The sequence below is a fragment of the Gemmatimonas groenlandica genome (genome assembly GCF_013004105.1).
Taxonomy (GTDB): domain Bacteria; phylum Gemmatimonadota; class Gemmatimonadetes; order Gemmatimonadales; family Gemmatimonadaceae; genus Gemmatimonas; species Gemmatimonas groenlandica.
The window spans coordinates 1,869,369-1,893,131 of record NZ_CP053085.1 but is presented as its reverse complement, the minus strand read 5'-3'; the positions used below and the strand labels follow the sequence as shown (position 1 = coordinate 1,893,131).

21 protein-coding genes are annotated in these 23,763 nt (G+C 66.4%); 15 read left to right on the top strand and 6 right to left on the bottom strand.

Annotated elements, in window-relative coordinates; translation table 11 throughout:
* Positions 1 to 9 precede the first annotated feature (9 nt).
* The 5 genes from HKW67_RS07980 to HKW67_RS07960 form a co-directional block, all read right to left on the bottom strand.
* Positions 10 to 630 carry an HAD-IIIA family hydrolase gene (locus HKW67_RS07980; protein WP_171224879.1) on the bottom strand — a complete coding sequence of 207 codons (621 nt, stop codon included), beginning with the start codon at positions 628 to 630 and terminating at the stop codon, positions 10 to 12.
* Positions 627 to 1,952, bottom strand: a complete 1,326-nt coding sequence (locus tag HKW67_RS07975; RefSeq protein WP_171224878.1) for an Ig-like domain-containing protein — start codon at positions 1,950 to 1,952, stop codon at positions 627 to 629. The genes HKW67_RS07980 and HKW67_RS07975 overlap by 4 nt, the downstream gene beginning before the upstream one ends.
* The gene (locus HKW67_RS07970; RefSeq protein ID WP_171224877.1) at positions 1,949 to 4,711 is read right to left on the bottom strand and encodes a valine--tRNA ligase; all 2,763 of its coding nucleotides are present in this window, start codon (positions 4,709 to 4,711) and stop codon (positions 1,949 to 1,951) included. Before HKW67_RS07970 ends, HKW67_RS07975 begins: the two co-directional genes overlap by 4 nt.
* A gap of 45 nt (positions 4,712 to 4,756) precedes the next feature.
* Positions 4,757 to 5,128, bottom strand: coding sequence for a BON domain-containing protein (locus HKW67_RS07965; protein WP_206044646.1), 372 nt, complete (start codon positions 5,126 to 5,128; stop codon positions 4,757 to 4,759).
* A 136-nt stretch (positions 5,129 to 5,264) separates the two neighbouring features.
* Positions 5,265 to 5,480 (bottom strand): hypothetical protein, encoded by a 216-nt coding sequence (locus HKW67_RS07960; RefSeq protein WP_171224875.1) that lies wholly within the window; start codon positions 5,478 to 5,480, stop codon positions 5,265 to 5,267.
* 137 nt (positions 5,481 to 5,617) lie between these two features.
* On the opposite strand from HKW67_RS07960, the gene thrS reads away from it, so the two are divergent.
* Together thrS and HKW67_RS07950 are read left to right on the top strand one after the other, a co-directional pair.
* Complete coding sequence (thrS, locus tag HKW67_RS07955) at positions 5,618 to 7,651, top strand: threonine--tRNA ligase (RefSeq protein ID WP_171224874.1); 2,034 nt, start codon at positions 5,618 to 5,620, stop codon at positions 7,649 to 7,651.
* Complete coding sequence (locus HKW67_RS07950) at positions 7,648 to 8,895, top strand: sensor domain-containing diguanylate cyclase (RefSeq protein WP_171224873.1); 1,248 nt, start codon at positions 7,648 to 7,650, stop codon at positions 8,893 to 8,895. The genes thrS and HKW67_RS07950 overlap by 4 nt, the downstream gene beginning before the upstream one ends.
* Before the next feature lie 396 nt (positions 8,896 to 9,291).
* On the opposite strand, the gene HKW67_RS07945 is transcribed toward HKW67_RS07950, so the two are convergent.
* On the bottom strand, positions 9,292 to 9,786 hold the full coding sequence (locus HKW67_RS07945; RefSeq protein WP_171224872.1) for a PH domain-containing protein: 495 nt from the start codon (positions 9,784 to 9,786) through the stop codon (positions 9,292 to 9,294).
* Between the two features lie 201 nt (positions 9,787 to 9,987).
* On the opposite strand from HKW67_RS07945, the gene HKW67_RS07940 reads away from it, so the two are divergent.
* From HKW67_RS07940 to HKW67_RS07880, 13 genes are all read left to right on the top strand, one after another.
* Positions 9,988 to 10,833: a creatininase family protein gene (locus HKW67_RS07940; protein WP_171224871.1), complete on the top strand. Its 846-nt coding sequence runs from the start codon at positions 9,988 to 9,990 to the stop codon at positions 10,831 to 10,833.
* Between the two features lie 123 nt (positions 10,834 to 10,956).
* On the top strand, positions 10,957 to 12,165 hold the full coding sequence (locus HKW67_RS07935) for an acetyl-CoA C-acetyltransferase (RefSeq protein ID WP_171224870.1): 1,209 nt from the start codon (positions 10,957 to 10,959) through the stop codon (positions 12,163 to 12,165).
* Positions 12,166 to 12,175: 10 nt separating this feature from the next.
* Entirely contained in the window at positions 12,176 to 13,042 is an 867-nt protein-coding gene (locus HKW67_RS07930) for a CPBP family intramembrane glutamic endopeptidase (protein ID WP_171224869.1), read from the top strand.
* 20 nt (positions 13,043 to 13,062) lie between these two features.
* Complete coding sequence (locus HKW67_RS07925) at positions 13,063 to 13,941, top strand: 3-hydroxybutyryl-CoA dehydrogenase (protein WP_171224868.1); 879 nt, start codon at positions 13,063 to 13,065, stop codon at positions 13,939 to 13,941.
* A 6-nt stretch (positions 13,942 to 13,947) separates the two neighbouring features.
* Positions 13,948 to 15,132, top strand: coding sequence for an acyl-CoA dehydrogenase family protein (locus HKW67_RS07920; protein ID WP_171224867.1), 1,185 nt, complete (start codon positions 13,948 to 13,950; stop codon positions 15,130 to 15,132).
* Positions 15,133 to 15,149: 17 nt separating this feature from the next.
* Positions 15,150 to 16,226, top strand: a complete 1,077-nt coding sequence (locus HKW67_RS07915; RefSeq protein WP_171224866.1) for a Glu/Leu/Phe/Val dehydrogenase — start codon at positions 15,150 to 15,152, stop codon at positions 16,224 to 16,226.
* Between the two features lie 22 nt (positions 16,227 to 16,248).
* Positions 16,249 to 16,737 carry a ribose 5-phosphate isomerase B gene (gene rpiB / locus HKW67_RS07910; protein WP_171224865.1) on the top strand — a complete coding sequence of 163 codons (489 nt, stop codon included), beginning with the start codon at positions 16,249 to 16,251 and terminating at the stop codon, positions 16,735 to 16,737.
* On the top strand, positions 16,734 to 18,032 hold the full coding sequence (locus HKW67_RS07905; RefSeq protein WP_171224864.1) for a serine hydroxymethyltransferase: 1,299 nt from the start codon (positions 16,734 to 16,736) through the stop codon (positions 18,030 to 18,032). The genes rpiB and HKW67_RS07905 overlap by 4 nt, the downstream gene beginning before the upstream one ends.
* Before the next feature lie 174 nt (positions 18,033 to 18,206).
* Positions 18,207 to 18,590: a Minf_1886 family protein gene (locus tag HKW67_RS07900; RefSeq protein ID WP_171224863.1), complete on the top strand. Its 384-nt coding sequence runs from the start codon at positions 18,207 to 18,209 to the stop codon at positions 18,588 to 18,590.
* Positions 18,591 to 18,614: 24 nt separating this feature from the next.
* Positions 18,615 to 20,228, top strand: a complete 1,614-nt coding sequence (locus HKW67_RS07895) for an NAD(P)H-hydrate dehydratase (protein ID WP_171224862.1) — start codon at positions 18,615 to 18,617, stop codon at positions 20,226 to 20,228.
* Positions 20,229 to 20,230: 2 nt separating this feature from the next.
* A complete protein-coding gene (locus HKW67_RS07890) occupies positions 20,231 to 21,919 on the top strand; it encodes a ligand-binding sensor domain-containing protein (protein WP_171224861.1) in 1,689 nt (562 codons plus the stop codon).
* A gap of 19 nt (positions 21,920 to 21,938) precedes the next feature.
* Positions 21,939 to 22,904: a thiamine-phosphate kinase gene (gene thiL, locus HKW67_RS07885; RefSeq protein ID WP_171224860.1), complete on the top strand. Its 966-nt coding sequence runs from the start codon at positions 21,939 to 21,941 to the stop codon at positions 22,902 to 22,904.
* 28 nt (positions 22,905 to 22,932) lie between these two features.
* Positions 22,933 to 23,724: a lysophospholipid acyltransferase family protein gene (locus tag HKW67_RS07880; RefSeq protein WP_171224859.1), complete on the top strand. Its 792-nt coding sequence runs from the start codon at positions 22,933 to 22,935 to the stop codon at positions 23,722 to 23,724.
* The last annotated feature ends 39 nt before the right edge of the window (positions 23,725 to 23,763 follow it).

Sequence of the window (23,763 nt, the reverse complement as noted above, 5' to 3'; positions counted from 1 at the left end):
GCGCCCAAACTACTGCGCGTCCGATGGTGACTGCAGGGGCGGCCGGGCGCCGATCATCGCCAACGCAATCGACACCGCCTCCAGAATGTTGTCCGCCATGAAGATGCGGGCGGAGAGGGCCGACCGCGCTTCTTCTACATCGGCCGAGGGCGTCTCGATGCCGGGTACCAGGATGCCGATGCCGCCGGTGGCCAGCGCCGGCTGTACGTCGCGCCACCGGTCGCCGATATACGCACTGTGCGCCAGGTCGAGCGCATAGGCTGCGGCCGCTTCGCGATACATGCCGAGGCCCGGCTTGCGGCACTCGCACGGCTCCTTGGGATGTCCCCAGTGCGGACAGTGGTAGGTGGCCAGTACCGCCGCGCCATCGGCGCTCAGCAAGGCATTCGTTCGATCACGGACCGCCTCATACTGAAACGTCGTGATCAGTCCGCGAGCGATGCCCGACTGATTCGTGACGACGACCACCGGTACCTGTGCCGCATTCGCTTTGGCGACGGCCGCCGCCGCGCCGGGAATCAGCTGCACGCGATTGGCATCGGCGAGGTAGTGCGCATCGGCGATCAGCGTCCCGTCGCGGTCGATGAACAGCGCGGGAACCGGTGCGTGCTCACTGGGCGACGCGGTCACCGTTTGACCGCTGTGGTGTCGCGTTTCGTGCTGTCGCGCTTCGCGGCGTCGCTCGTGCTGTCGGGCTTCGGGGCGCGCGGCGTGGTGAACGTGCGCGCCGGTGAGCGGACCGTGCCGGAGAGGCTGCGCAGGTTGCTCACGGTGAGCCGGAACTGCTTCTGCGGCTCGAGCACCGTGTCGAGCGTCACGTAAATCTCCTTGTACAGCAGCGGGCGACGAAGCTTCGGCGGCGGCGTCGTGTCGATCGGGGCACCGGGGCGGCCTCGGCGCGCCGCCGCTCGGGCCCGTGCCTCGCGCTCGGTGCGTGCCACGGCGGCCAGGCTATCGGCGCGCTTGACGCGTGCCAAGGAATCGGTACGGGCGCGCAACGCCGGCGTGGAATCGCGCAACGCCGCCACGCGCGCCACCGAGTCGGCGCGCACTTTCGCGCGCAGTGAGTCGGCCAGATTGCGCTCGGGAATCGTCTGCACGGCTTTCACGCGCACGATCGTTGAATCGTTGCGCCTGATCAGTACATCCTCGGGGCCGAACAGCCGCCCGGGTGCATACGGTTTGTCGAACACCACCTTCAGCACGGCACTGTCGAGCGGCGTCACTTCCGACACGCGCAAGCCGACGGTGTCGTGGGCGAAGCCATAGAACTCGATGTCGGCCGACTGCGTGAGCGTCACGCTCACCGAGTCCCACACTTCGATGGGATCGAGACTGCGATTGGTGTTCCGATCACCATACGCGCGCAACAGGTACGGGCCGGGTGGCAGATACTGCAGTACGTACCGGCCCGTGGAATCGGCGACTACCTGATACGTGGTGCTGTCGGGCGCGATGGCTTCGACCAACGCACCCGAGAGTCCGTTGCCGGCCGCCCAATCGAAGGCCACGCCGGTAATGCGCGTGGTCGGAATCGGTCCGCCGGTACTGAACACCAATCGAATGGTGCTGTCGATGCCGTTGCTGCGCAGGTCCTGCAGGCCGCGTTTGATCACCACCGAGTAGACGGTGTTCGGCTTCCAGCCGTTCGATGGGCGAATCTCGATCTTCGAACGTCCCCAGTCCACCTTGGGCACGCCGCTCTTGGGACTGATGAACACCAGATCGGCGATGTCCTTCGCGCCTTTGGGCGTTTCGCTGATCACTTCATCGAACTGCAGCACGACGGCCTTCGGTTTGGCGCCGACCGCGTTGTCCTGCGGCGTCACTTTCAGTACCAGTGGCGGCGCCAAATCAGGAGGGCCCCCCGGTGGCGCCGTCTGATTGGCGCAACCGGTGAGCAGCAGCAGGGCGGCCGCCCGCAGCGCAACGGCCTTCATCGCGGTCTTCACGCGCCGAAGGTACCGAGCTTGGTGCGCATCAGCTCACAGCGGGCCCGCCACTCCTCGGCTTTGGCACGTTCCGCCTCCACCAACGCCGGCGGCGCCTTGGCCACGAATTTCTCGTTGGCCAGACGACCGTCCAGCGCGTTCAACTGCGTTTCGAGTTGCGTGAGTTCTCCCTGCAAGCGCTGCTTCTCCTTCTCGAGATCCACCATGCCGGCCAACGGCACGACCAGTTCCACGCCGTCACGCAGCAACAGCTGCGCCGACGCGCCCCCGGGGTTCTCCGATGCCATCGCCACGCGCGCGCGCGCCAGCGAGCCAATCGTGTCGCGCTGCGCATCGAGCAGCTCCGCGATCCCTGCCGGAGCTACCAGCATCGCCTCCACCCACGCGCCCGGATTCACGTTGTACTCCGAACGCACGCTGCGGATCGCCTGCACCGCATCGCGGGTGTACTCGAACGCTTGAGCGCCGACCGAGGCCGCGCCATCGGCCCGACGCGAAACCGGCCACGCCGCCTGGGCGAGGAACGCACCTTCGGGCGTGTTCGGCAGCTGCTGCCACAGCGCTTCGGTAATGAACGGCACCACCGGCTGAAGCAGCCGCAGGGCGCCGTCGAAGGCATGCGCCAGCACGGTGCGCGCCACTTCGCGATCCTCACCCTCCGTGGCGTACAGGCGCGGCTTGAGCGCCTCGAGATACCAGTCGGCCAGCTCGTTCCACACGAATCGGCGCGCCGCCTCGGCGTACTCCGACAAGCGCAGACCGCGACCGCGCTCAGCCTCCGTCCAGGTGTGTCCGTTGGCCGGACGTGGCGGACCCAGGGCGGCGTCGCAGTCGAGAATGGCCTGATCGAGACGATCGAGGATCCACTGGTCGGCCGCAGTGAGTCGCTCGGGCGCGATCGACGACAGCGACTGCAGCGGCTCGGTGCCCACGCGTGAGAGCAGGAAGCGTCCGATGTTCCAGAGCTTCGTGCAGAAGTTGCGCCCTGGCGCGAACGACTTCTCGAGATCGTTCGGATCGAGCATGACGTCGACGCCGAGCCCGAGGCCGGCCGTCATCGTCCACCGCAACGCATCGGCGCCGTACAGCTTCACCACGTCGAGCGGATCGATGCCGTTGCCCAGCGACTTCGACATCTTCTTGTGCTGCATGTCGCGCACCGTACCATGCAGATACACGGTGTGGAACGGCGTCTGATCGAGGAACCAGCACCCCGACATCACCATCCGCGACACCCAGAAGAACAGAATCTCCGGCGCCGTCACCAGCACGTCGCCCGGGTAGAACGCCTTGAGGTCCGGCGTTTCATCGGGCCAGCCGAGCGTCGAGAAGGGCCACAGCCACGACGAGAACCAAGTGTCGAGCACGTCCTCGTCCTGACGCACCGTGCCGTGGCACGACGGACACGCCGTGACATCGGTGCGTGACACGATCGGCTCCTGCGCGCAGGTGGGATTGTCGCAGTACCACACAGGCACGCGATGTCCCCACCAGATCTGACGCGAGATATTCCAATCGCGAATGCCTTCCAGCCAGTTCACGTACACCGCTTCCCAGCGATCCGGCAGAATGCGCAGCTGGCCACCGCGCAGCACGTCGAGCGCCTTGTCGGCGAGCGGACGCATGCGCACGAACCACTGATCGGACAGGCGCGGCTCCACCACCGTGTCGCAGCGGTAGCAATGACGCACGGCATGCGCGTGCGGCTCGACCTTCACCAACGCGCCTTCGGCCTCTAGCATCTTCACGATGGCCGTGCGCGCCTCTGCGCGATCAAGCCCCGCCAACGCGGCAGGCACACGTCCGGCCGCGTCGTCGACTTCACGCACGATGCCCTCGGCATCGATGATGACCGGCATCGCCAGTCCGTGGCGCTTGCCCACCTCGAAGTCGTTCGCATCGTGCGCGGGCGTGATCTTCACGGCACCGGTGCCGAACGCGGCGTCGGTGTAGCTGTCGGCGATGATCGGAACGCGCACGCCGTTGATCGGCAGCACGACGTCCTTGCCGATCATCGCGAGATAACGTTCGTCCTCGGGATTGACGGCCACGGCCACGTCGCCGAGCATCGTTTCCGGGCGCGTGGTCGCCACGGTAATCGATTGCGTCGGGTCGTCGGCGAGCGTGTACCTGAGGTGATACAGCTTGCCCGTCGTGTCGGTGAACTCCGCCTCTTCATCCGACAGCGAGGTGCCGCAGCGCGGGCACCAGTGGATCACGCGATGGCCCTTGTACACCAGGCCGTCTTCGTGCAGGCGCACGAACGCCTCACGCACCGACTTCGAGAGGGCGGGGGAGAACGTGTAGGCCGTGCGCGACCAGTCGGCGCTCGATCCGATCGCCTTCAGCTGATTCAGGATCTCGCCGCCGGTGTGTTCCACGAACTCGGCGACTTTGTCGACGAAGGGCCCGCGGCCCACGTCAAAGCGCGTCTGTCCCTGCGCCGCGAGCTGCTTCTCCACCACGTTCTGCGTGGCGATGCCCGCGTGGTCGGTGCCGGGGAGCCAGAGCGCTTCATCGCCGGCCATGCGGCGCCAGCGAATGAGCACGTCCTGCACGGTGTTGTTGAGGCCATGCCCCATGTGCAGCACCGCCGTCACATTGGGCGGCGGGATGACGATCACGAACGGCTCGCGCGTGGCGGCGCGTTCGGCATCGGCAGTGAACACACCGTGCTCGGTCCACCGGGCGTACCAGGTGGACTCAGTGGCGGCGGCGTCGTAGGTCGTCGGCAGCGGATTCGTATCGGGCGCAGTCATGGCCCAAGATAACACCGAAAGGCAGCCTGCCGGCCTACGCCGGACTCACCGTCCGCGCGGCGTTTCGTACTGCGCCGTCCGGTGGCTCTGGATCGATCCCGGCCCGTGTACGGCCAGATGATCGACCACCGCAGTGACGTCGGGAACTCCGCGGGCCAGCGTGAGCGCGTGCGCGATCTCTGCGGTGCTTTCGACCCACCCGGTCAGTTCGATGGTGCCCGCGCCCACGGCGCCGATATCGATGGCGCGCGCCTCGAGCACCGGATCGTGCCGGAATGCCTCGAGCACCCGGGCCTCCAGCTCCTCGTGGGTCGGCACCGATGGACCCATGGGGGTCACGACCACGTCGGCCATCGGAGCAACGGCGGCCTGAGGCTCGGTCTGAGGCTCGATGGAGCGTGTGCGGCGGTCGCGCATGCGGTCTCGCAGGCGCTCGCGAGTGGACAGGCGGTCGGGCATCGCCTCGGGGCGGGGCGCCGGTGAATCCCCGCGACGCCGGACGTGCATGTGGGCGATCGACTCGCCGGACAGCTCCGAGTCATCGTCGGCGAGCTCATCGAACGAGTCGGTGCGGCGTTCGTCGCCGCGCCAGCCCTCGGGCCCGGGCTGCCGGCGGCTGCCTCGACCGCCGCGGCAGCAGCAGTCCGTCCACGCCGCCGACGCGATCGGCGACCAGCATGCCCAGCGCGACGCCGGCAACCGCGCCGAGCGCCACCAACAGTACCGACGAGGTCCGCGTCGGACGCTTCCTGAATCGGGATTGTGCCATGGTGCCACCTCCGTGACCCGACGCCAGTTCACCGCGATCGAGAAGAGGATCGCGTTTGATCTTGGCGTGACTCCTTGTGCAAGGATAACTTGACCGTCCTCGCTCAGCGAGGGCGTTCACCTTTCTGCCCGCTCCTGATGACTGCCGGTTCGCAATCTCCTGCTGACGCTGCTGCCCACGCGCACATCGTCCTGACACTTCCCGATGGCTCCACACGCGAGGTCCCGCCCGGGACGCTGGCGCGCGATGTGGTGGGCTCGATCGGGGCACGCCTGCTGCAGGCGTCGCTGGCGGTCGCGGTGGATGGAGAGGTGTTGGACCTCATGACCCCGTTGCGCGCATCGGGTTCCTTCGTGGTCATCACGGAAAAGGACCCGCGGGCCGTCCAGGTGCTGCGGCACTCCGGCGCCCATATCCTGGCCACGGCGGTGCGCCGACTGCGTCCCGATGCCAAGATCGGGTTCGGTCCGGCGATCGATGATGGCTTCTACTACGACTTCGAAGTCGAGAAGCCGTTCACGCCCGAAGATCTGGCCGCGTTCGAAGCCGAGATGAAAAAGGTCGTGGCCGAGAAGTATCCGTTCGTGCGCGAAGAAGTGTCGTTGGCCGAGGCGCGCGTGCGCTTCGCCGACGATCCGCTCAAGCTCGAGCGCCTCGACGATTTCGAGGGCAGCGACGAAGTCATCTCCACGTACACCGACGGCCCGTTCATCGACCTGTGCCGCGGCCCGCATGTGCCGGATACGTCGTATCTGAAGCATTTCAAGCTGCTCACGACGGCCGGCGCCTACTGGCGCGGCGATGTGAAGCGCCAAATGCTGCAGCGCATTTATGCCACGGCCTTCTTCAAGAAGGACGAACTCGAGCAGCACCTGCACAATCTCGAGGAAGCCAAGAAGCGCGACCATCGGGTGCTGGGTAAGGCGCTCGATCTGTTCCAGCTGTTCCCCGTCGCGCCCGGCGCCGTGTTCTGGACGCCCAAGGGCACCACGTTGTACAACACGCTCGAAGCGTTCGTACGCGAGCGTCAGCAGGAAGCGTTCAAGGAAATCAAGACGCCGCTGCTGTACAACAAGGCGCTGTGGGAGCAGTCCGGCCACTGGGGCAAGTACAAGGAAAACATGTTCCTCGTGCTCGACAGTGAGACCGGCGAGCACGACATGTCGCTCAAGCCGATGAACTGCCCGTCGCACCATTTGTACTTCGCGTCGAGCAAGCATTCGTATCGTGATCTGCCCATGCGCTACGTCACGTTCGACGTATTGCACCGCAATGAGCTCTCGGGCGCGCTCTCCGGGCTCACGCGCGTGCGCCAGTTCGCGCAGGACGATTGTCACGTGTACCTGCGTGAAGATCAGATCGCCGACGAAGTGAAGTTCCTCATGGATTTCATCCTCGGCTATTACGACACGTTCGGTCTCACGGCGAAGCTCAAGTTCGCCACACGTCCGGAGCAGCGGATCGGCTCCGACGAACTGTGGGATCGGGCCGAGGCCGCACTGCGGGCCGCGCTCGACAGCACGGGCCGTCCGTACGAGATGAAGGAAGGCGATGGTGCGTTCTATGGTCCGAAGATCGACTTCGACGTCATGGACAGCATCGGTCGCGCGTGGCAGCTCGGTACCATCCAGCTCGACTACAACGCACCGGAGCGCTTCGACCTCACTTACACGGGTGACGACAACGCGCCGCATCGACCGGTGGTGATCCACCGCGCCGTGAGCGGATCGTTCGAGCGCTTCATCGCGATTCTGATCGAGCACTTCGCCGGCGTGTTCCCGGTGTGGCTGTCACCGGAGCAGGTGCGAGTGATTCCGATCGCGATCGATTACAACGAGCATGCCGAAGCGCTGGTAGCCCGCATGAAGGCCGCCGGTATTCGCGCCACACTCGACGCGCGCAACGAAACCCTGAACTACCGCGTGCGTGAAGGCGAAGTGCAGAAGGTGCCGTACATGTGCGTGATCGGTCGTCGCGAGGCCGACGAAAACACGGTCGCGCTGCGGTCGCGGGGGGCTGGCAAGAAGCAGGATATCATGTCGTCCGACGCGTTCATCGCGCGTGTGCTGCACGAAATTGCCGATCGAACGCTGGCCATGCCGGCCGACGTCGTGGCTGCCGCATCCGATGCCGCAGCGACCGCGACGGAACAGCCGGGGGCGACCACGTGACCCCGGAGGCGCTGCTCGACCTGTTCGTGCTGGCGCCTGTCGGCCTCGTGGAGGTGGACGAAGAGGGGCGGGTCGAAGTCGCCAACCTGGCGGCGCGCACGCTGCTCACGCCGTTCACCCGCGCGGGTTCGCTCGATGACCTGTTCGTGGCCTTGGGGGCGGTGGCTCCCGACCTGGCTGCGCGCGTGCGTGGGTTTGACTCGCCGCGTGGCGTGATTGTCGATGCGCTCGAACTGCTCGCCCCCGGCGAGCAGCGCGGTGTGCATTTATCGCTGGTGAAGGTGGCGCCGGGTCGTATCGTGGCGGTCGTGAACGATGCCGGCGCCTTGGCGGCGGCCCGCGGACATCTGTCGCGCGCCGACCAGCGGCTGCGTGCGGTGGAAGGCGCGGTACGTGACTACGCGATTTTTACCGTCGATGCCGAAGGCACCGTCGACTCGTGGAGTGAGGCGGCGGAGCGCGTGCATCAGTTTCCCGCCGCCGCCGTGGTGGGGCAATCCCTGACATTGCTGCTCCCGCCGGACAGCGGTGGCGATGCGTACGTGCAGGACACGCTGGCGTTGGCTGCCCGCAACGGCTGGTGTGAGGAAGAAGGGCACCGTCAGCGACAGGACGGCTCGCTGTTCTGGGCCAGTACGGTCGTCACGGCACTTCGCGCCACCGACGGCACCGCGAACGGATTTTCAGTCGTCACGCACGACGTGTCGGAGCGTCGCCGTCTCGAGGAGAGTCTGCGCGACGACGCCTCGAGCACCACCGACTATCTCACCGGCGTGTCGGCCCGTCGCGCGTTCTTCGACGTGGCCTCGTCGGAAGTGGCGCGCGCGCGCCGCTACGGGCAGCCGCTCACGATGCTGCTGGTCGATCCGGACAACTTCCGCGAGATCAACGAGCAGCACGGCGAGGGGTTCGGCAACGAGTGGTTGCGGGCGATCGCGTGGGTCTGCCGTCAGGAGTCGCGTACCACCGACGTCGTCGGCCGGGTGGGCGGCGAAGCGTTCGCGGTGCTGCTGCCGAGTACGGAACTCTCCGGTGGGTTGGTGCTGGCCGAACGTATCCGCGAGCGCATGCAGCGTCATGTGTTCAGCGGCGACGTACAGGGCGTGCGCTGCACGCTGTCGGTCGGTGTGGCCGAGGTGACGGATTCCGTAATCAGCGTGGACGGCTTGCTCACGGCGACGGGCACGGCGGTACAGCGCGCCCAGCAAGCCGGCATGAACCTCGTGGTCGGCTACGACGACTGATCGCTCGCTGTTGTTCCTGGCGCGTGGATTGGAAACAGCGTTGGGGTGGCGCTCGGTCGTGCCGGGTGGATCCCTTTCGCCGCTTTCTGCGGCGGGATGGCCGCGCGCCGTGCGCTGCGCTACCGGCGCCGGCCCCTCCTTCGCAGAGGCGGCTGCAGGGACCACCCGTCCCGACCGGCTGACACGGGAGCGGGTGCCGTCGCCGCGGTGGCGCGCGCGAGAGATCTGTGTCGTGCCTCGTACTCGCGGCGGGGAAACGGCGCGGGGGCTGTTGCTTCCGCGCGTCCGACGGTTCCCGCGAGGGCGCGACGTCACCGCACTGACAACGCCGATCTGCCTGCACATTTACTGGCGATCGGCTCCGTGCGCACACGCGATATGCTGCCGTGACTCCGGCTACGTCGATCGGGGAAGCGCCGCGACCGCGCGTCGATGCGTCGCGAGCAACTCGACAAACGATTCCCTTTGCATTGGGGAGATCAGCACGTGCTGGCCGTCACCGTACTCAACCCGCAAACGGTCGAGAGAAAATGCCGGAGCAGATGACATATCCCTCGACGGTTCGATACTCCGGATGGTCGCGTACGGAACGCGGGTCGTGAACGGTCCCACACGAACCAGCAGCGCTGTGTCGGTGAACTGGTACAAAGTGACCGCGTACAGCACTGCGGGGAGGAGCACGCCACCACCAAGCACGAGGGCCGCCGCCACCAGCGCGCGTCGCGACGTGAGGCCGGCCTCCAGCAGGACCATCAGGAGCGCAAAGCCCGTGGGAACGAGCACGAGCGCCACCACCCATCCATCAAGTACCGAGCGAAAGCTGCGGCCTGAGGCTGTTGCCCGTCCGAGCTGGCTGGACCGCTCGCCGATTCCGCGTTCGTGTAAAGACATTTTCAGTTCGCGTGATTGGTACGAATTCCCCGAGGTCCGCCGCTCGCACCGGATGGCATTCGTGCTCGGATCGTGCGCGCCTCAGCCCAAGTGAATCTAGTGCCGATTCGTCAGAACGCTGCAGCGCGGCCAGCAATCCCGACGTCGCCGGCGTAGGATACTGGTAGTCCCCCGCCACACTCCCCTCCGCAAATCGCCACCATGACCAGTCGCCTCACTCTGGCTGCGCTGTTCGCTGCCGCTTTGATCACGCCCGCCGCTGCCGCTCAGGCGCAGCCGAAGAAGCCACTCGTCGAATTCGAGATGATGACGTGGCCCGAGGTGAAGGACGCACTCGCCGCCGGCAAGACGACGGCGCTGTTCTACACCGGCGGCACCGAGCAGCGTGGGCCGCAGAATGTGAACGGCGGCCACAATCTCATGGGACGCGTCGTGGTGCGCACGATCGCCGAGAAGCTCGGTGATGCCATCGCCATGCCGGTGCTGCCGTACACGCCGAACAACGCCAGTGCGACGCTCCCGGGCACCATCGGCCTCACCCCCGAGCTACTGAAGGGCATTCTCGAGCGCATCAGCGAACAGTCGATCGCGACCGGCTTCAAGACCGTCGTGCTGATGGGCGATCACGGTGGTGGCCAGCCGAACGTCTATGCCGAGGTGGCCAAGTCGTTGAGCGAGAAGTACGCAGCACAGGGCATCAAGGTGCTCTACTGCGACGCCGTGTACTCCACGGCCAACGCTGACTTCGACGCGTATCTGAAGGCCAACGGCTTCCCGTCCAGCTCGCACGCCGGCATCCCCGACACGTCGACCATGTTGTACCTCGGCGACGGCACCTGGGTCCGACTCGACCAGCTCCCGAACGCGGTGGGCGATCCGGTGCCGACGGGCCCGCGTGGCGCCGCTCCCGACCCCAATGCGCCGCCCCGGAAGAACAACGGCATCACCGGCGACGCCCGGAAAGCCAGTAAGGAGCTGGGCAAGAAGCTGTTTGAAATGAAGGTCGACTATGCCGTGAAGCAGATCAGAGGGATGACCGGCCGCTAGAGTGGGACGAAACGGAATCGGCGAAATCCAGCGGCCACGCGGCTGCGGATTTCGCCGATTGTGCTGTGAGATCGGTTATTTTCAGAGGCTGTACCTGCAGGTTCCTGCCACTCCTTGTCATACATGAGCGACCTAACTCGCCAGCCTGTCATCGTGGGTGCCGCGCGCACACCGATCGGGCGGTATCTCGGGGGCCTCTCGCCCCTTTCTGCGCCGGAACTTGGCGCCATCGCGATCCGTGCTGCACTCCAGCGCAGTGGCGTCGCCCCCGACGCGGTCCAGGAAGTGATCATGGGCCACGTGCTGCAAGGCGGCACGGGTCAGGCGCCTGGACGTCAGGCCATGCTCAAGGCGGGCGTGCCCGCGACGGCATCCGCCCTCACCATCAACAAGGTGTGCGGCTCCGGTCTCAAGGCCGTCATGCTCGCCGCGCAGGCTATCAAGGCGGGTGACGCGCAGGTGATCGTGGCCGGCGGCCAGGAAAGCATGAGCAACGCGCCGCACTACGTGTTCGGCATGCGAGGCGGCGTGAAGCTGGGCGACCAGACCATGGTCGACGGCATGATCAAGGACGGCCTGTGGTGCCCGACCTGCAACGTGCACATGGGCGTGCATGCCGAGTACACGGCTACGAAGGCCGGTGTCACGCGGGCGCAGCAAGACGCCTTTGCCGCCGGTTCGCATGCGAAGGCGGTCGCCGCGCAGCAGGCGGGCAAGTTCACCGCCGAGATCGTGCCGGTGGAAATCCTGGGGCGGAAGGGACCGACGATCATCTCGGTGGACGAAGGCCCCCGCGCCGACACCACGGAAGCGTCACTGTCCGGCTTGCGTCCGGCGTTCCCGAGCAAGGGGGACAACAGCAATCTCACCGTCACGGCTGGCAATGCCTCGTCGCTGAACGATGGCGCGGCGGCGGTGGTCGTCACGTCGGAAGCGTACGCACGCGAACATGGCCTCACGATTCTGGCCCGCATCACGGCGTATGCCACGGGAGCCGGCGAGCCGCAGGATCTGTTCTTCGCGCCCATCACGGCGGTGAAGAATCTGATGGCGAAGTCGGGCACCACCATCGCCGACTACGACCTCATCGAAGCCAACGAAGCCTTCGCCTCGCAGGCGCTGGCCGACGGTCTCGGACTGTCCTGGGACGACGCCCGTGTGAACGTGAACGGCGGCGCGATCGCGCTCGGTCATCCGATCGGCGCCAGCGGCACGCGCGTACTCGTCACGCTGCTGCATGCGTTGGCCGATCGTGGCAAGAAGACGGGTATCGCCACGCTCTGCCTCGGTGGTGGAGACGCGGTGGCGTTGTCCGTGGAGCGCGTCGACTGATCGGCGCGTCGTGAACAAAGCCCTGCGGGTTCCCTGGCGGCTCCTGAGCTTCGGCGTCGCCTGGATTCTCGCCCAGGGGATCGCCGAGTCGGTACTCGGACCGCTGTTCGGTCTTCTCTCACGGCGTGTCGGCGAAACCGTGCCGATGTATCCGTTCACGATGCTGATCGGCGTCGCGGCGGCATGTTACGTGGCGTTGCGTTTCGTGGACGACGTGCCGTGGTCGGTAATGGCGCTTGGTGAAGGGGCGTGGCAAGGAAAGCGGATGGCGATCGGTGTGCTGTTGGGCACCGTGGCAATTCTTGGCACGGCGGGCGTCTTGTGGGCGGTCGGCGCACTACGGATGGAGTCGACGCCCACGGCGAGCATCGATGGCGCCATGGTCGTGCAGGACAGCTGGGGAGGAACGGCGCTGCGGCTGCTGTTGCTACTTGGGCCGGCGGCGCTGTGGGAAGAGCTGGTGTTTCGTGGCTACCTCTACGCCGTCGCCGAAGAGGCTGCGGGCCTGTGGGTGGCCCGGTTGAGTTCGAGTGTGGCGTTCGGGGCGGTGCACCTGATGAATCCCGGTGCGAACGTGCGCACCACCGTGGTGGTCATGCTGGCCGGACTGTGCCTCTGCCTCGTGCGGGAGCGCACCGAGAGTTTGCCGGCCGCGTGGACGGCGCATCTCGCCTGGAATTGGGTGATGGCCGCGGTGTTGCACGTGCCGGTCAGCGGATTGCCCTTCGCGACACCGGGCTACCGGGCGGTACCGAGCGGGTCGGAGTGGATTTCCGGTGGAGCGTGGGGCCCCGAGGGCGGGCTCGTGGCGATGTTGGTGTTGGGTGGCTCGCTGGCCGTCGGACTTCGACGCCGCGAGTCACGCGCAGAGACCTAACTTTTCGGAGTCGAATCGATATGCAGGACGGGACGCAAGGCGGGACGCAGGCAGCGTTGGATCGCGCCGCCGTGGTTGGCGCGGGTCAGATGGGCAACGGCATCGCGCATGTGTTCGCGACCAGCGGGCATGCCGTCACGTTGATCGACGTGAACGCCGACGCACTGGCGAAGGGTCGTGACACGATCGCCAAGAATCTCGATCGTCAGGTGAAGAAGGGCGCGATCGAGGCGACTACTGCTGAAGCCGCCCTCGCGCGGATCGCGACCTCCACCTCGCTCGATGCCGTCGCCGATGCCGCGATCATCGTGGAAGCGGCCACCGAACGCACCGATCTCAAGTTCCGCATCTTCGAAGATCTCGATCGGCTCGCGCCGGCCGGTGCGATCCTCGCCAGCAATACGAGCTCCATCTCCATCACCGAAATCGCCGCGCGCACCAAGCGTCCCGAGCAGGTGATCGGCATGCACTTCATGAACCCGGTGCCGGTAATGCAGCTGGTGGAGGTCATTCGTGGCCTCGCCACCAGTGATGCCACCACCGAAAAGGTCATGAGCCTCTCCAAGGGGCTCGGCAAGACGCCGGTGGAAGTGAACGACTTCCCGGGCTTTGTGGCGAATCGCATCCTGATGCCGATGATCAATGAGGCCATCTACTGCGTCATGGAGGGCGTCGGGACGCCCGAAGCCATCGACACGGTGATGAAGCTCGGCATGAATCATCCCATGGGACCGCTCACGCTCGCCGACTTCATCGGCCTCGATACCTGCCTCGCGATTCTGGAAGTGCTGCACAACGGCCTCGGTGATCCGAAGTACCGTCCGTGTCCGCTACTCCGGAAGTACGTCGCCGCTGGCTGGTACGGACGCAAGTCCGGCCGTGGCTTCTACCAGTACTGACCCGCCATGTCACTTCTCGATCTCAACGAAACGCAGCGCGAAATCCAGTCGCTCGCGCGTGCGTATGCGCAGCGCGAACTCGTCGCCCTCGCCGGTGAGCGCGACCAGGAGTCGCGTTTCGACCGCGTGATGGTCACGCAGATGGCCGAGCTGGGATTCTTCGGCATGCTCACGCCGGAACGCTTCGACGGACTCGATCTCGACGCGCAGAGCTATCTGCTCGCGCTCGAAGAAATCGCGGTCGCTGACGCCTCGGCGGCCGTGTTGCTGAGCGTGCACAACTCGCTGCCCACGCAGATGATCCTGAACTTCGGCACGGAGGCGCAGCAGCAGCGCTTCCTGCCGCCGATGGCGCGCGGAGAACTGCTCGGCGCCTTCGCGCTGTCGGAGCCGGAGGCCGGCTCCGATGCCGCCGCGTTGCGCTGTCAGGCCGTGCGTGATGGCGACGACTGGCTGTTGAGCGGCACGAAGGCGTGGGTGTCGCACGGCAGTGAAGCGGGCGTGATCCTCTGTATGGCGCGCACCGACTCGCCCGATGCCCGCAAGGGCAGCAAGGGCATCTCGACGTTCATTCTCACGCCCGATCTGCCCGGCTTTCATCTGGCCAAGAAAGAAAACAAGATGGGGCTGCGCGCGTCGCCGACGCTGCAGATCAATCTTGACGGCTGCCGCGTGCCGGGTGACCGGCTGCTGGGTGAGGAAGGGCAGGGTTTCGTGTACGCGCTCGGGTCGCTCGATCACGGGCGACTCGGGATTGCCGCACAGGCCATCGGCATTGCGCGCGCGGCCCTCGAAGCCGCCGTGCGCTACGCCGGTGAGCGCAGACAGTTCAACAAACCCATCGCCGACTTCCAGGCGATTCAGTTCAAGCTCGCCGACATGGCGACGCGTATCACCGCCGCCCGCACGCTGTTGCATGCGGCCGCGGCGGCCAAACAGCGCGGGGAGAAAATCACGCGCTTCAGCAGCATGGCCAAGCTCTTTGCAACCGAGACGGCCATGTGGGTCACGACGCAGGCCGTGCAGGTGTTCGGCGGCTACGGCTACGTGACCGACTATCCCGTCGAACGCTTCTTCCGCGACGCGAAAGTGACTGAAATCTACGAAGGCACGTCCGAGATTCAGCGCATCGTGATCGCTCGCGAAACCCTGGCCGCAGCGGCCGCGAACGACGGATCTCTTCCAGACTGATCTTCCGGTTCCCTCATATGCATTACTTCGAAACGATCGCCGAGATGGGTCATGAGCAGGTGGTCTTCTGCCATGACAAGGCATCCGGCTATCGCGGCATCATCGCGATTCATGACACCACGCTCGGGCCCGCGCTCGGTGGCTGCCGCTTCTGGAACTACGCGTCGGAAGAGGCGGCGATCGTCGATGCGCTGCGCTTGTCGCGCGGCATGACGTACAAGAACGCGGTGGCCGGCCTCAACCTTGGCGGCGGCAAGTCGGTCATTATCGGGGACAACAAGACGACCAATCGCGAAATGCTGTTCCGCGCGCATGGCCGCTTCGTGGACTCGCTCGGCGGCCGCTACGTCACGGCGGAAGACGTCGGCACGACGGTCGAAGATATGGACTTCGTGCACATGGAGACGAAGCACGTCACGGGTATCGGCTCCAAGTCGGGCGACCCGTCGAGCGTGACGGCGCATGGCGTGTTCCGCGCCATTCAGGCGTCGGCGTGCCAGAAGTGGGGCAGCGACAGCCTCGAAGGTCGTACGATCGCGATTCAGGGCCTTGGCCACGTGGGCTACTATCTCGCCAAGGAGCTGCACGCCGCGGGCGCGAAGCTCATCGTCACCGACATCGATGCCGGTCGCATCAAGCGTGTGGTCGACGAAATGAGCGCCACCGCCGTGGCACTCGACGAGATCTACCGCGCGAAGGCGGACATCTTCACGCCCTGCGCGCTCGGCGGCGTGATCAACGACGACACCATCCCGCAGCTCAACGTCGAGATCGTGGCCGGTGCGGCCAACAACCAGCTGCTCGAAGACCGTCATGGCGACGCGCTGGAAGCCCGCGGCATTCTGTACGCGCCCGACTACGTCGCGAACGCCGGCGGTGTGATCAACGTGTACAGCGAGCTCACCGGCTGGAGCCGGGAACGGTCGCTGCGCAAGGCGGACGAGATCTACCAGACCGTGCTGAGCGTGTTCCGTCTGGCCAAGGATACGGGCATTCCGACGTACAAAGCCGCCGATCGCGTGGCGGAGCAGCGCATCCAGGCCGTTCGCGGTATGATCAAGACGTGGCCGCAGTATCCCAACAAGGAATCCTGAGCAGTCAACGGAGCAACTGACCATGGTGGATGTGGCAAAGCCGGGGGAGCGTATCCCCATCGCGTCCGACCACGCGGGCTTCGAGTTGAAGGAGCGCCTGCGCTTGGCGCTCGCCGAGATGGGATACGAGGTGGAAGACATCGGCACGCATAGCACCGCGAGCACCGACTATCCCGACTATGCCCATCCCCTGGCGCAGGAGGTATCCGAGGGGCAAGCTGCCCGCGGCGTGCTACTGTGCGGGACCGGACTGGGGATGTCGTATGTGGCCAACCGCTATCCGGGCGTTCGTGCTGCCGTGGCGTGGAACCCTGACGTGGCGGCGCTCGCTCGTAAACACAACGATGCGAACGTGCTGGTGTTGCCGGCGCGCTTTGTCTCCGACGAAGATGCCCTCGCAATTCTGCAGGCCTGGCTGACGACCCCGTTCGAAGGCGGTCGCCATCAGGGGCGCGTGGCCAAGATCGAACGTGATGAGAGTGAGGCTGACGCCTCGGGGAGCACGACATGAGTGGTGGAGCCAGCGCAAACTGGTCACAGTGGGATCGCTTGCCGCCGGGGGATGCCCTGTTGCAAGCGGATCCCGAAATCGCACATCTGATCGACGAGGAAACGCAGCGACAGAGCGACGGCCTCGAGCTGATCGCCAGCGAGAACTTCGTGTCGCCGGCGGTGATGGAGGCGGTGGGCTCGACGCTCACCAACAAGTACGCTGAAGGACTCCCGGGCAAGCGTTACTACGGCGGTTGTGAAGTGGTGGACAAGATCGAGCAGTTGGCGATCGACCGCCTCAAGCAGCTGTTCGGTGCCGATCACGCCAACGTACAGCCGCACAGCGGTGCGTCGGCCAACGCCGCGGTGTTCCTCGCGTTTCTAAAGCCGGGCGACACGTTCCTCGGCATGGATCTGTCGCAGGGCGGACACCTCACGCACGGCTCGCCGGTGAACTTCTCGGGCTTGCTGTACAAGGCGGTGTCGTATGGCGTGACCGAAGACGGCATCATCGATTACGAGCAGATGCGGGCGCAGGCGCGCGAGCATAAGCCGAAGATGATCATCGCCGGCTACAGCGCGTACTCGCGTACGATCGACTGGCAGGCGTTCGCTGATGTCGCGAAGGAAGTCGGCGCCATCTTCATGGTGGACATGGCGCACTTCGCCGGGCTCGCCGCCACCGGCGTGTACCCGTCGCCGGTGCCGTTCGCCGATGTAGTCACCAGCACGACGCATAAGACGCTGCGCGGTCCGCGCGGCGGCATCATTCTGTGCAAGGCGGAGCACGCGAAGGCGATCGACAAGGCGATGTTCCCCGGTATGCAGGGCGGACCGCTCGAGCACGTGATCGCCGGCAAGGCGGTTGCGTTCCACGAGGCGCTGCAGCCGTCGTTCACGGCGTACTGTGGTCAGGTTGTGGAAAACGCGCAGGTGCTGGCGAAGGCGCTGATGGAGTACGGATATCACATTGTGTCCGGCGGCACCGACAATCACCTCATGCTGGTCGATCTGCGCAGCAAGGGACTGACCGGCAAGGTCGCGGAAAAGGTGCTCGATGAGGCAGGGATCACGGTAAACAAGAACACCGTGCCCAAGGAAACGCAGTCGCCGTTCGTCACGAGCGGTATCCGCATCGGCACGCCGGCGGTGACCACGCGCGGCATGGGACCGGACGCCATGCGCCAGATCGCGGCGCTCATCGACCGCGTGCTGTCGGCGCCCGAAGATGGCGCCACGATCGCGGCAGTGAAGGCCGACGTGAAGGCGCTGGCCGACAGCTATCCGCTGTACCGGTCGGTGGCGCGAGTTTAAGGACCAGTCTCCGCGCGCTTCGCAAGGAGTTGTCAGGTGGTGCCCGGGCCTCCAGTATTCTTTCACTGGAGGCCCGCTGCATTTCGGCCGATCGGCGCGCGCATCCGTTGCACCGCGCGCTGGCCAAGCGTCCAGAGCAGACAGACGACACAGACACGATCAGGAGCAGTCGCAGTGACCGAGTTGGCGTTCCGTGAAGGCATCATGGATCAGATCCGTCTGCGTGAGCAGCGGTTCGACGAACGCGCATACCTGTTCGTGCTCGCGTCACTCGAGCATTGCCAGACGCGTCTCACGGAACGTCGCCACATCACGGGTCCCGAGCTCGCGCACTCGTGTCGTGAACTGGCACTGCAGCGCTTCGGCGTCATGGCCGGACTCGTGCTCGAGCACTGGGGGCTCAAGGCCACGAGCGACATCGGCGATATCGTGTTCACGCTCGTCGACATGGGCTTGCTCATTAGCCAGCCGCAGGACTCGCGCGATGATTTCTTCGGGGTGTTCAGCTTCGAGGATGCGTTCGGCCGCGAGTATCCGTGGAGCACCGCGCACGTCTGACCGACGGCGCGCGCACCGCATGACATGCCGGTAAGCGCCCTACGCGTCACCACCGCCGCCGAGGCCGCGGCGCGCGATCATGCGGCGATCGCTGCGGGCACCGGGTCGTTCGACCTGATGCTGCAAGCGGGTACCACGGCCGCCGCTGCGCTTCTGCGCGATCACGCCGGGCGGCTCGCTCACGGCGTGGCACTCTTCGCGGGCAGCGGCAATAATGGTGGTGATGCCTACATTGTCGCCGCGCAGCTCGCGCGGGCCGGCGTGGCGGTGCGTGTGCACGCCGCCGCACCACCACGTACGCCCGATGCGATACGGGCGATGCACCTCGCGTCACCGGCGCTCGTGCACGGTGTGCCCACGGGCCATGAGCGCCTGGTGGTGGACGGCCTGCTCGGCACTGGACACAAAGGCGAGCTTCGCGATCCCGTGTTGGCGGCGTGCACGCGCGTCGCACTCGCGCGAGATGGCGGCGCCACGGTGATCGCGCTCGACGTGCCGAGCGGTCTTGATGCCACCACCGGCGATGTCGCCGAGGGCAGTCCCGCCGCGCATACGACGTTGTGCTTTGGTACGATCAAGCGCGGGCTCCTGGTCTCGCGTGGCCACGCCGGTCGCATCGTGTTGCTCGATATCGGCCTCGGGGCGGAGTTCGGTGGCGACCCCGATCGGGCCGATGGAGCGTGGCATTTGCCGAACGGCCAAGACTTGGCGCGGTGGCTTCCGCCAATCGCGTGGAATGCGCATAAAGGCCGTCGTGGACGCATCGCAATCGTGGGCGGGCACGAAGGCATGGCCGGAGCGGTCATCCTGGCGGCGCGCGCCGCGCTGGCCGCCGGCGCTGGTCTGGCGCACGCGATCGTTGATGGGCCGAGTGTGGCCGCCGTACAACTCACGGTGCCGCAGGCGCTGGCCGAGCGGTGGCCCGTACGCGAGTCGGCTGCCAACACGGGCGCGCGCGACGATCACACGACACTGCATCGTTGCGACGCACTCGCGATTGGACCCGGACTCGGTCGTGGTACGCGTTCATCGCAGCTGCTCGAGCGCGTCGTCAACGAACATCGCGATCGCCCGCTGGTGCTCGATGCCGATGCGCTCTGGCTCATCGCCGAAGTCGCGAATACACTCGGCACCGAGTCCGCCGCCCTGTTGCGTCACTGGACGCGCCATTCGCGCGCGGTGGTGTGTACGCCCCATGAGGGCGAGTTCGCGCGCCTGCTCGGCACGGCGGTGCCGGCGGCGTGGGATGCGCGCGTGGATGCCCTGCGGCAGTTCGCCACGCGTGGCGGCGTGACGATGCTGCTGAAAGGCACGCCCACGATCGTCGCCACGCCCGACGGTGGACCGATCACCGTGGTGCCGCATGGCACACCGCTGCTGGCCACCGGAGGCAGCGGCGACATGCTGAGCGGATTGATCGTCGCCCTTTTCGGGCAGGGGCTGGCGCCGCTCGAGGCCGCCGTGTGCGCCGCCACCGTGCACGGGCGCGCGGCGGAACTCGCGACGAAGCAGCTCGGCGGTGTTCGCGGCGGCACACTCGAGGCCGTCTTTGATGCGTTGCCGTCGGCGTGGCGCCTGCTCGAGCATCCCGTCAGTTTTCCTCCCGGTGTGCTCGCTGATCTTCCTTCGCCCGCGTGACTGTGCGCTCTCTTCGTCGGACCGCGACCCTCGCGGCGCTGTCGGTCGGTGTGATGACGTCGTCGTCGTGCGCGGTGAGCGGGGCCGGTAGCGGCACGGGCAATAGTTCATCCGGGCCCCTCGGTGGCTTCGGTCGGCGCGACGAACGGCAGCGCATCGGCAGCTTCAGCAACGTGCAGGCGGTGGCCGTATCGCGCCGCTATGTGTTCGCCGCGGGCAGCAGCGGTATTGCGATCTACGATCGTACGATGAACAGCTGGCTGCCGCCGCTGACACGCGACGACGGGCTCTCCGATCAACAGATCACCGTGCTCGCCGGCGACCCGGTGGAAGATGCGTTGTGGCTGGGCGTGCCCGGCGGCGTGATCATGTATCGCCCGCTCACCGAACAGCTGCAGCGCACGATCGTGACCGGCGTGCCTGATCTCATCGCGTTCGATCGGGCGGCGACCGGTGACGCGATCGTGCGAGCGGGTGGCGAGTGGACACGCATCTCGCGCGTGGGCATTGCCACGCCGATGGGGCGGCCGCCCCTGGCGAGCGCACTGATTCTGCCGCGTTCGCTGAACGATCTGTACACGCAGTTTCCGACCTTGCGCACGCAGCCCTCGTTGTTGTTGCGCACGCAGCAGAGCGATCGCCCACTGCGCAACGTGCAGATCATCAGCGGTGCGGCGTCGCCCGAACGTGCGAGTGAAGTGTGGCTCGGCACGGCCGGTGATGGACTGTTCCGTCTCGATCCGACGTTCATGCAATCGACGCCGCTTCCGTATGGTCTCATCGAGCCCGGAGTCGGCGCGCTCGCGCTGGCGGCCGATGGCGTGTGGGCGGCTGGACTCGGACAGTCGATCGATCGCGGCGGCCTGTCGTTCGTGGGCAGCGATCTGCAGCGCTTCCGCTGGATCGACGGCACCATCTCGGTGCCACTGGTCGGCGTACGCGGTCTTTCGCTGATCACGCGCGCCTCTCGCGCCTGGCTCGGTACCGATCGTGGCCTCGTGCGCGTGCGCCTCGACGGCGCGCAGGCGATGCAGGTATGGGGGGTGCTCGATGGTCTCCCCGACGAACGGGTGCTTTCGGTGGCCACGCGCGACGACGGCGTCTGGGCCGGAACGGCGCGCGGTCTGGTGTATGTGAGCGACAGCAGTGACACGCGCAATGTGCGCACGCGTGGGGTCGGCGTGCGGCTCCTCGACAACATGCCGGTGCACGCGCTGCAATTCACCGGCGATACCCTGTGGATCGGCACCGAAGCGGGCGTGATGGCAATCGCCTCGCCAAATGGGAGTGTCGGCGGCGTGGTCTCACGTCCACTGGGCAGCGACCCGGCGTTACGTCGCCCCGTTCGCGCATTGGCGTGGAGCGATACGGTGCTGCTGGCGGCCACCGACGATGCCGTGTTGCGTCTCGCGCCCCGCGGTGGCGTCGAGCCGGTGCGCGTGGACCTGCTCGATGTGCGACAGGTGGGGCGCGTGACCAAGGTCGCGATCGACGAGCGCACCATGTGGCTGGCCGGGACCGACGGCGTGGTGATCGTGTCGCGCCGTGATGGCGCCACGCGCGTACTGCGTGTGCCGGGCGATCTGCCGGGGCCCGTGCTCGACCTCGCGGCGAATCGCGACTACATGTGGTTCGGCACGCCGCAGGGATTGATTCGACTGCGTCGTCGCGGAGACGGCGGCTTGCCATGAGCGCGTTCACGAGGACGGCGTGAGTCTTGAACCGCGTCCGCATCAAGCCATGCGGGAAGGGGCCGAGTTCGACACGATCCGCGCGCTGATGGCGCGTTGGGGCGATCTGGCGGTGGATATCGGGGATGACGCCGCCGTGTTGGCGCCGAGCCCACACGGCACGCGCGTGGTCAGCGTCGATGCCTGCGTGGAGGACGTCCATTTCCGTCGCGCCTGGATTTCCGCGCGCGAGGTTGGTGTCCGCGCGGCGGTGGCGGCGTTGAGCGACCTGGCCGCGATGGGTGCTCGCGCCGAGTACGTGCTGATTGCGTTCGTGATTCCCGACGCGTGGCGGGAGGAACTCAGCGAGGTGGCCGACGGGATGGGCGCGGTGATTCGCGAGGCCGGCGCGCGCATCGTCGGGGGCAATCTGAGTCAGGGCGCGGTGTTCTCGATTACGACGACGGTGGTCGGGTGTGCGCAGCGGGCCGTGTCGCGCAGCGGTGCCCGGGCCGGTGATCTGGTGGTCGTGACTGGCCTGCTGGGAGGCCCAGGGGCGGCGATACAGGCGTGGGACGCCGGCGAGAGCCCCACGGCATGGTCGCGGGGGCGTTTCGCGGCTCCAGCGCCGCGCTGGGCCGAAGGCGAGGCGTTGGCGCTGGCCGGCGCGTCCGCCATGATCGATATCAGCGACGGACTGGCCGGCGACGCGCGCCATGTCGCGGCGGCCAGCGGCGTGCGGCTCGATCTCGATGCGTCGCGGGTGCCAGCAGGGCCCGGTATCGCAGCTGCGGTGGCGATGCAGAGCGGGGAAGAATACGAGTTGCTCGCCTGTATTCCTGAAGAGGCATATAAAAAGCTGGCGATGGACTGGGCGGCGATAAGCATCGGCCCGCTCACCGTGGTCGGGGTGGTCCGCGACGGCGCCGACGCGTCGCCGACCTCGACCGCGTCTCCGGTGGCCGGGGGTTTCGACCACTTCGCATCGGTCGAAATTCCGCGTTGAATTCGGGTCCGGAATGGGTGACCTTGCCATGATGCGCACCGCATTCACGGCATTGGCCCTGTTGGTTGGAACGGTCCTGTTCGGCAGCATCACGCTGTTGGCCGAGTTGCTGGGGCGTCCGCATGGGCCAAACAGCATCTACGAGAAGACCCCCCGCTGGTGGGCCTCGTGGTTGCTGGGTGCTGCCGGTGTGAAGGTGGTGGTGCATGACGAATACCAATTGCCCGAGGGCGCGCCGCGCGTGTTCATGGCGAACCACGTCAGCTGGTTCGACATCCCCTCGATGATCGCGGCCCTCCCGCACTACGGATTCGTGGCCAAGCGTGAGCTGGAGAAGATCCCGCTGTTCGGTCCGGCCGCTCGCGCGGTGGGCGTGATCTACATCGACCGCGAAAACCGAAAGGCCGCCTTCAGCGCGTACGACGACGCGGCGTCGAAAATCCGTGCCGGTCAGCCCGTGCTCGTGTATCCCGAAGGCACGCGCGGCTATAGCTACGCGCTGCGGCCATTCAAGAAGGGCCCGTTCGTGCTCGCCATCGGCTCCGGCGCACCGATCGTGCCCGTCGTCATCTACGGCACGATCGAGGTCAACCCGCGCACCGAATTCCGGGCGTCGCCCGGCACCGTGCACGTCCATCTGCTCGAGCCCATTCCCACCGAAGGGCTCACCTACGCCGACCGCGATGACCTGGCCGAGCGCGTCCGTCAGCGCATGGCCGACTGTTTACATGCACATTACGGCGTCGACCCGGCGATTGAACCGTCGCGCGCTATCAGCGGGCAGCCGATGCGCGAGCCCGAACCCGACTTTTCGACCTAGGTCCTCGCTGTACTCACGACTCGACACTCACAACTCACT

Bases quoted from the DNA above. Each gene is read 5' to 3' on its own strand.
- HKW67_RS07970 (WP_171224877.1), bottom strand. From the start codon at position 4,711: ATGACTGCGCCCGATACGAATCCGCTGCCGACGACCTACGACGCCGCC.
- HKW67_RS07965 (WP_206044646.1), bottom strand. From the start codon at position 5,128: ATGCGCGACCGCCGCACACGCTCCATCGAGCCTCAGACCGAGCCTCAG.
- HKW67_RS07960 (WP_171224875.1), bottom strand. From the start codon at position 5,480: ATGGCACAATCCCGATTCAGGAAGCGTCCGACGCGGACCTCGTCGGTA.
- thrS (WP_171224874.1), top strand. From the start codon at position 5,618: ATGACTGCCGGTTCGCAATCTCCTGCTGACGCTGCTGCCCACGCGCAC.
- HKW67_RS07945 (WP_171224872.1), bottom strand. From the start codon at position 9,786: ATGTCTTTACACGAACGCGGAATCGGCGAGCGGTCCAGCCAGCTCGGA.
- HKW67_RS07940 (WP_171224871.1), top strand. From the start codon at position 9,988: ATGACCAGTCGCCTCACTCTGGCTGCGCTGTTCGCTGCCGCTTTGATC.
- HKW67_RS07935 (WP_171224870.1), top strand. From the start codon at position 10,957: ATGAGCGACCTAACTCGCCAGCCTGTCATCGTGGGTGCCGCGCGCACA.
- HKW67_RS07925 (WP_171224868.1), top strand. From the start codon at position 13,063: ATGCAGGACGGGACGCAAGGCGGGACGCAGGCAGCGTTGGATCGCGCC.
- HKW67_RS07920 (WP_171224867.1), top strand. From the start codon at position 13,948: ATGTCACTTCTCGATCTCAACGAAACGCAGCGCGAAATCCAGTCGCTC.
- HKW67_RS07915 (WP_171224866.1), top strand. From the start codon at position 15,150: ATGCATTACTTCGAAACGATCGCCGAGATGGGTCATGAGCAGGTGGTC.
- rpiB (WP_171224865.1), top strand. From the start codon at position 16,249: ATGGTGGATGTGGCAAAGCCGGGGGAGCGTATCCCCATCGCGTCCGAC.
- HKW67_RS07905 (WP_171224864.1), top strand. From the start codon at position 16,734: ATGAGTGGTGGAGCCAGCGCAAACTGGTCACAGTGGGATCGCTTGCCG.
- HKW67_RS07895 (WP_171224862.1), top strand. From the start codon at position 18,615: ATGCCGGTAAGCGCCCTACGCGTCACCACCGCCGCCGAGGCCGCGGCG.
- HKW67_RS07880 (WP_171224859.1), top strand. From the start codon at position 22,933: ATGATGCGCACCGCATTCACGGCATTGGCCCTGTTGGTTGGAACGGTC.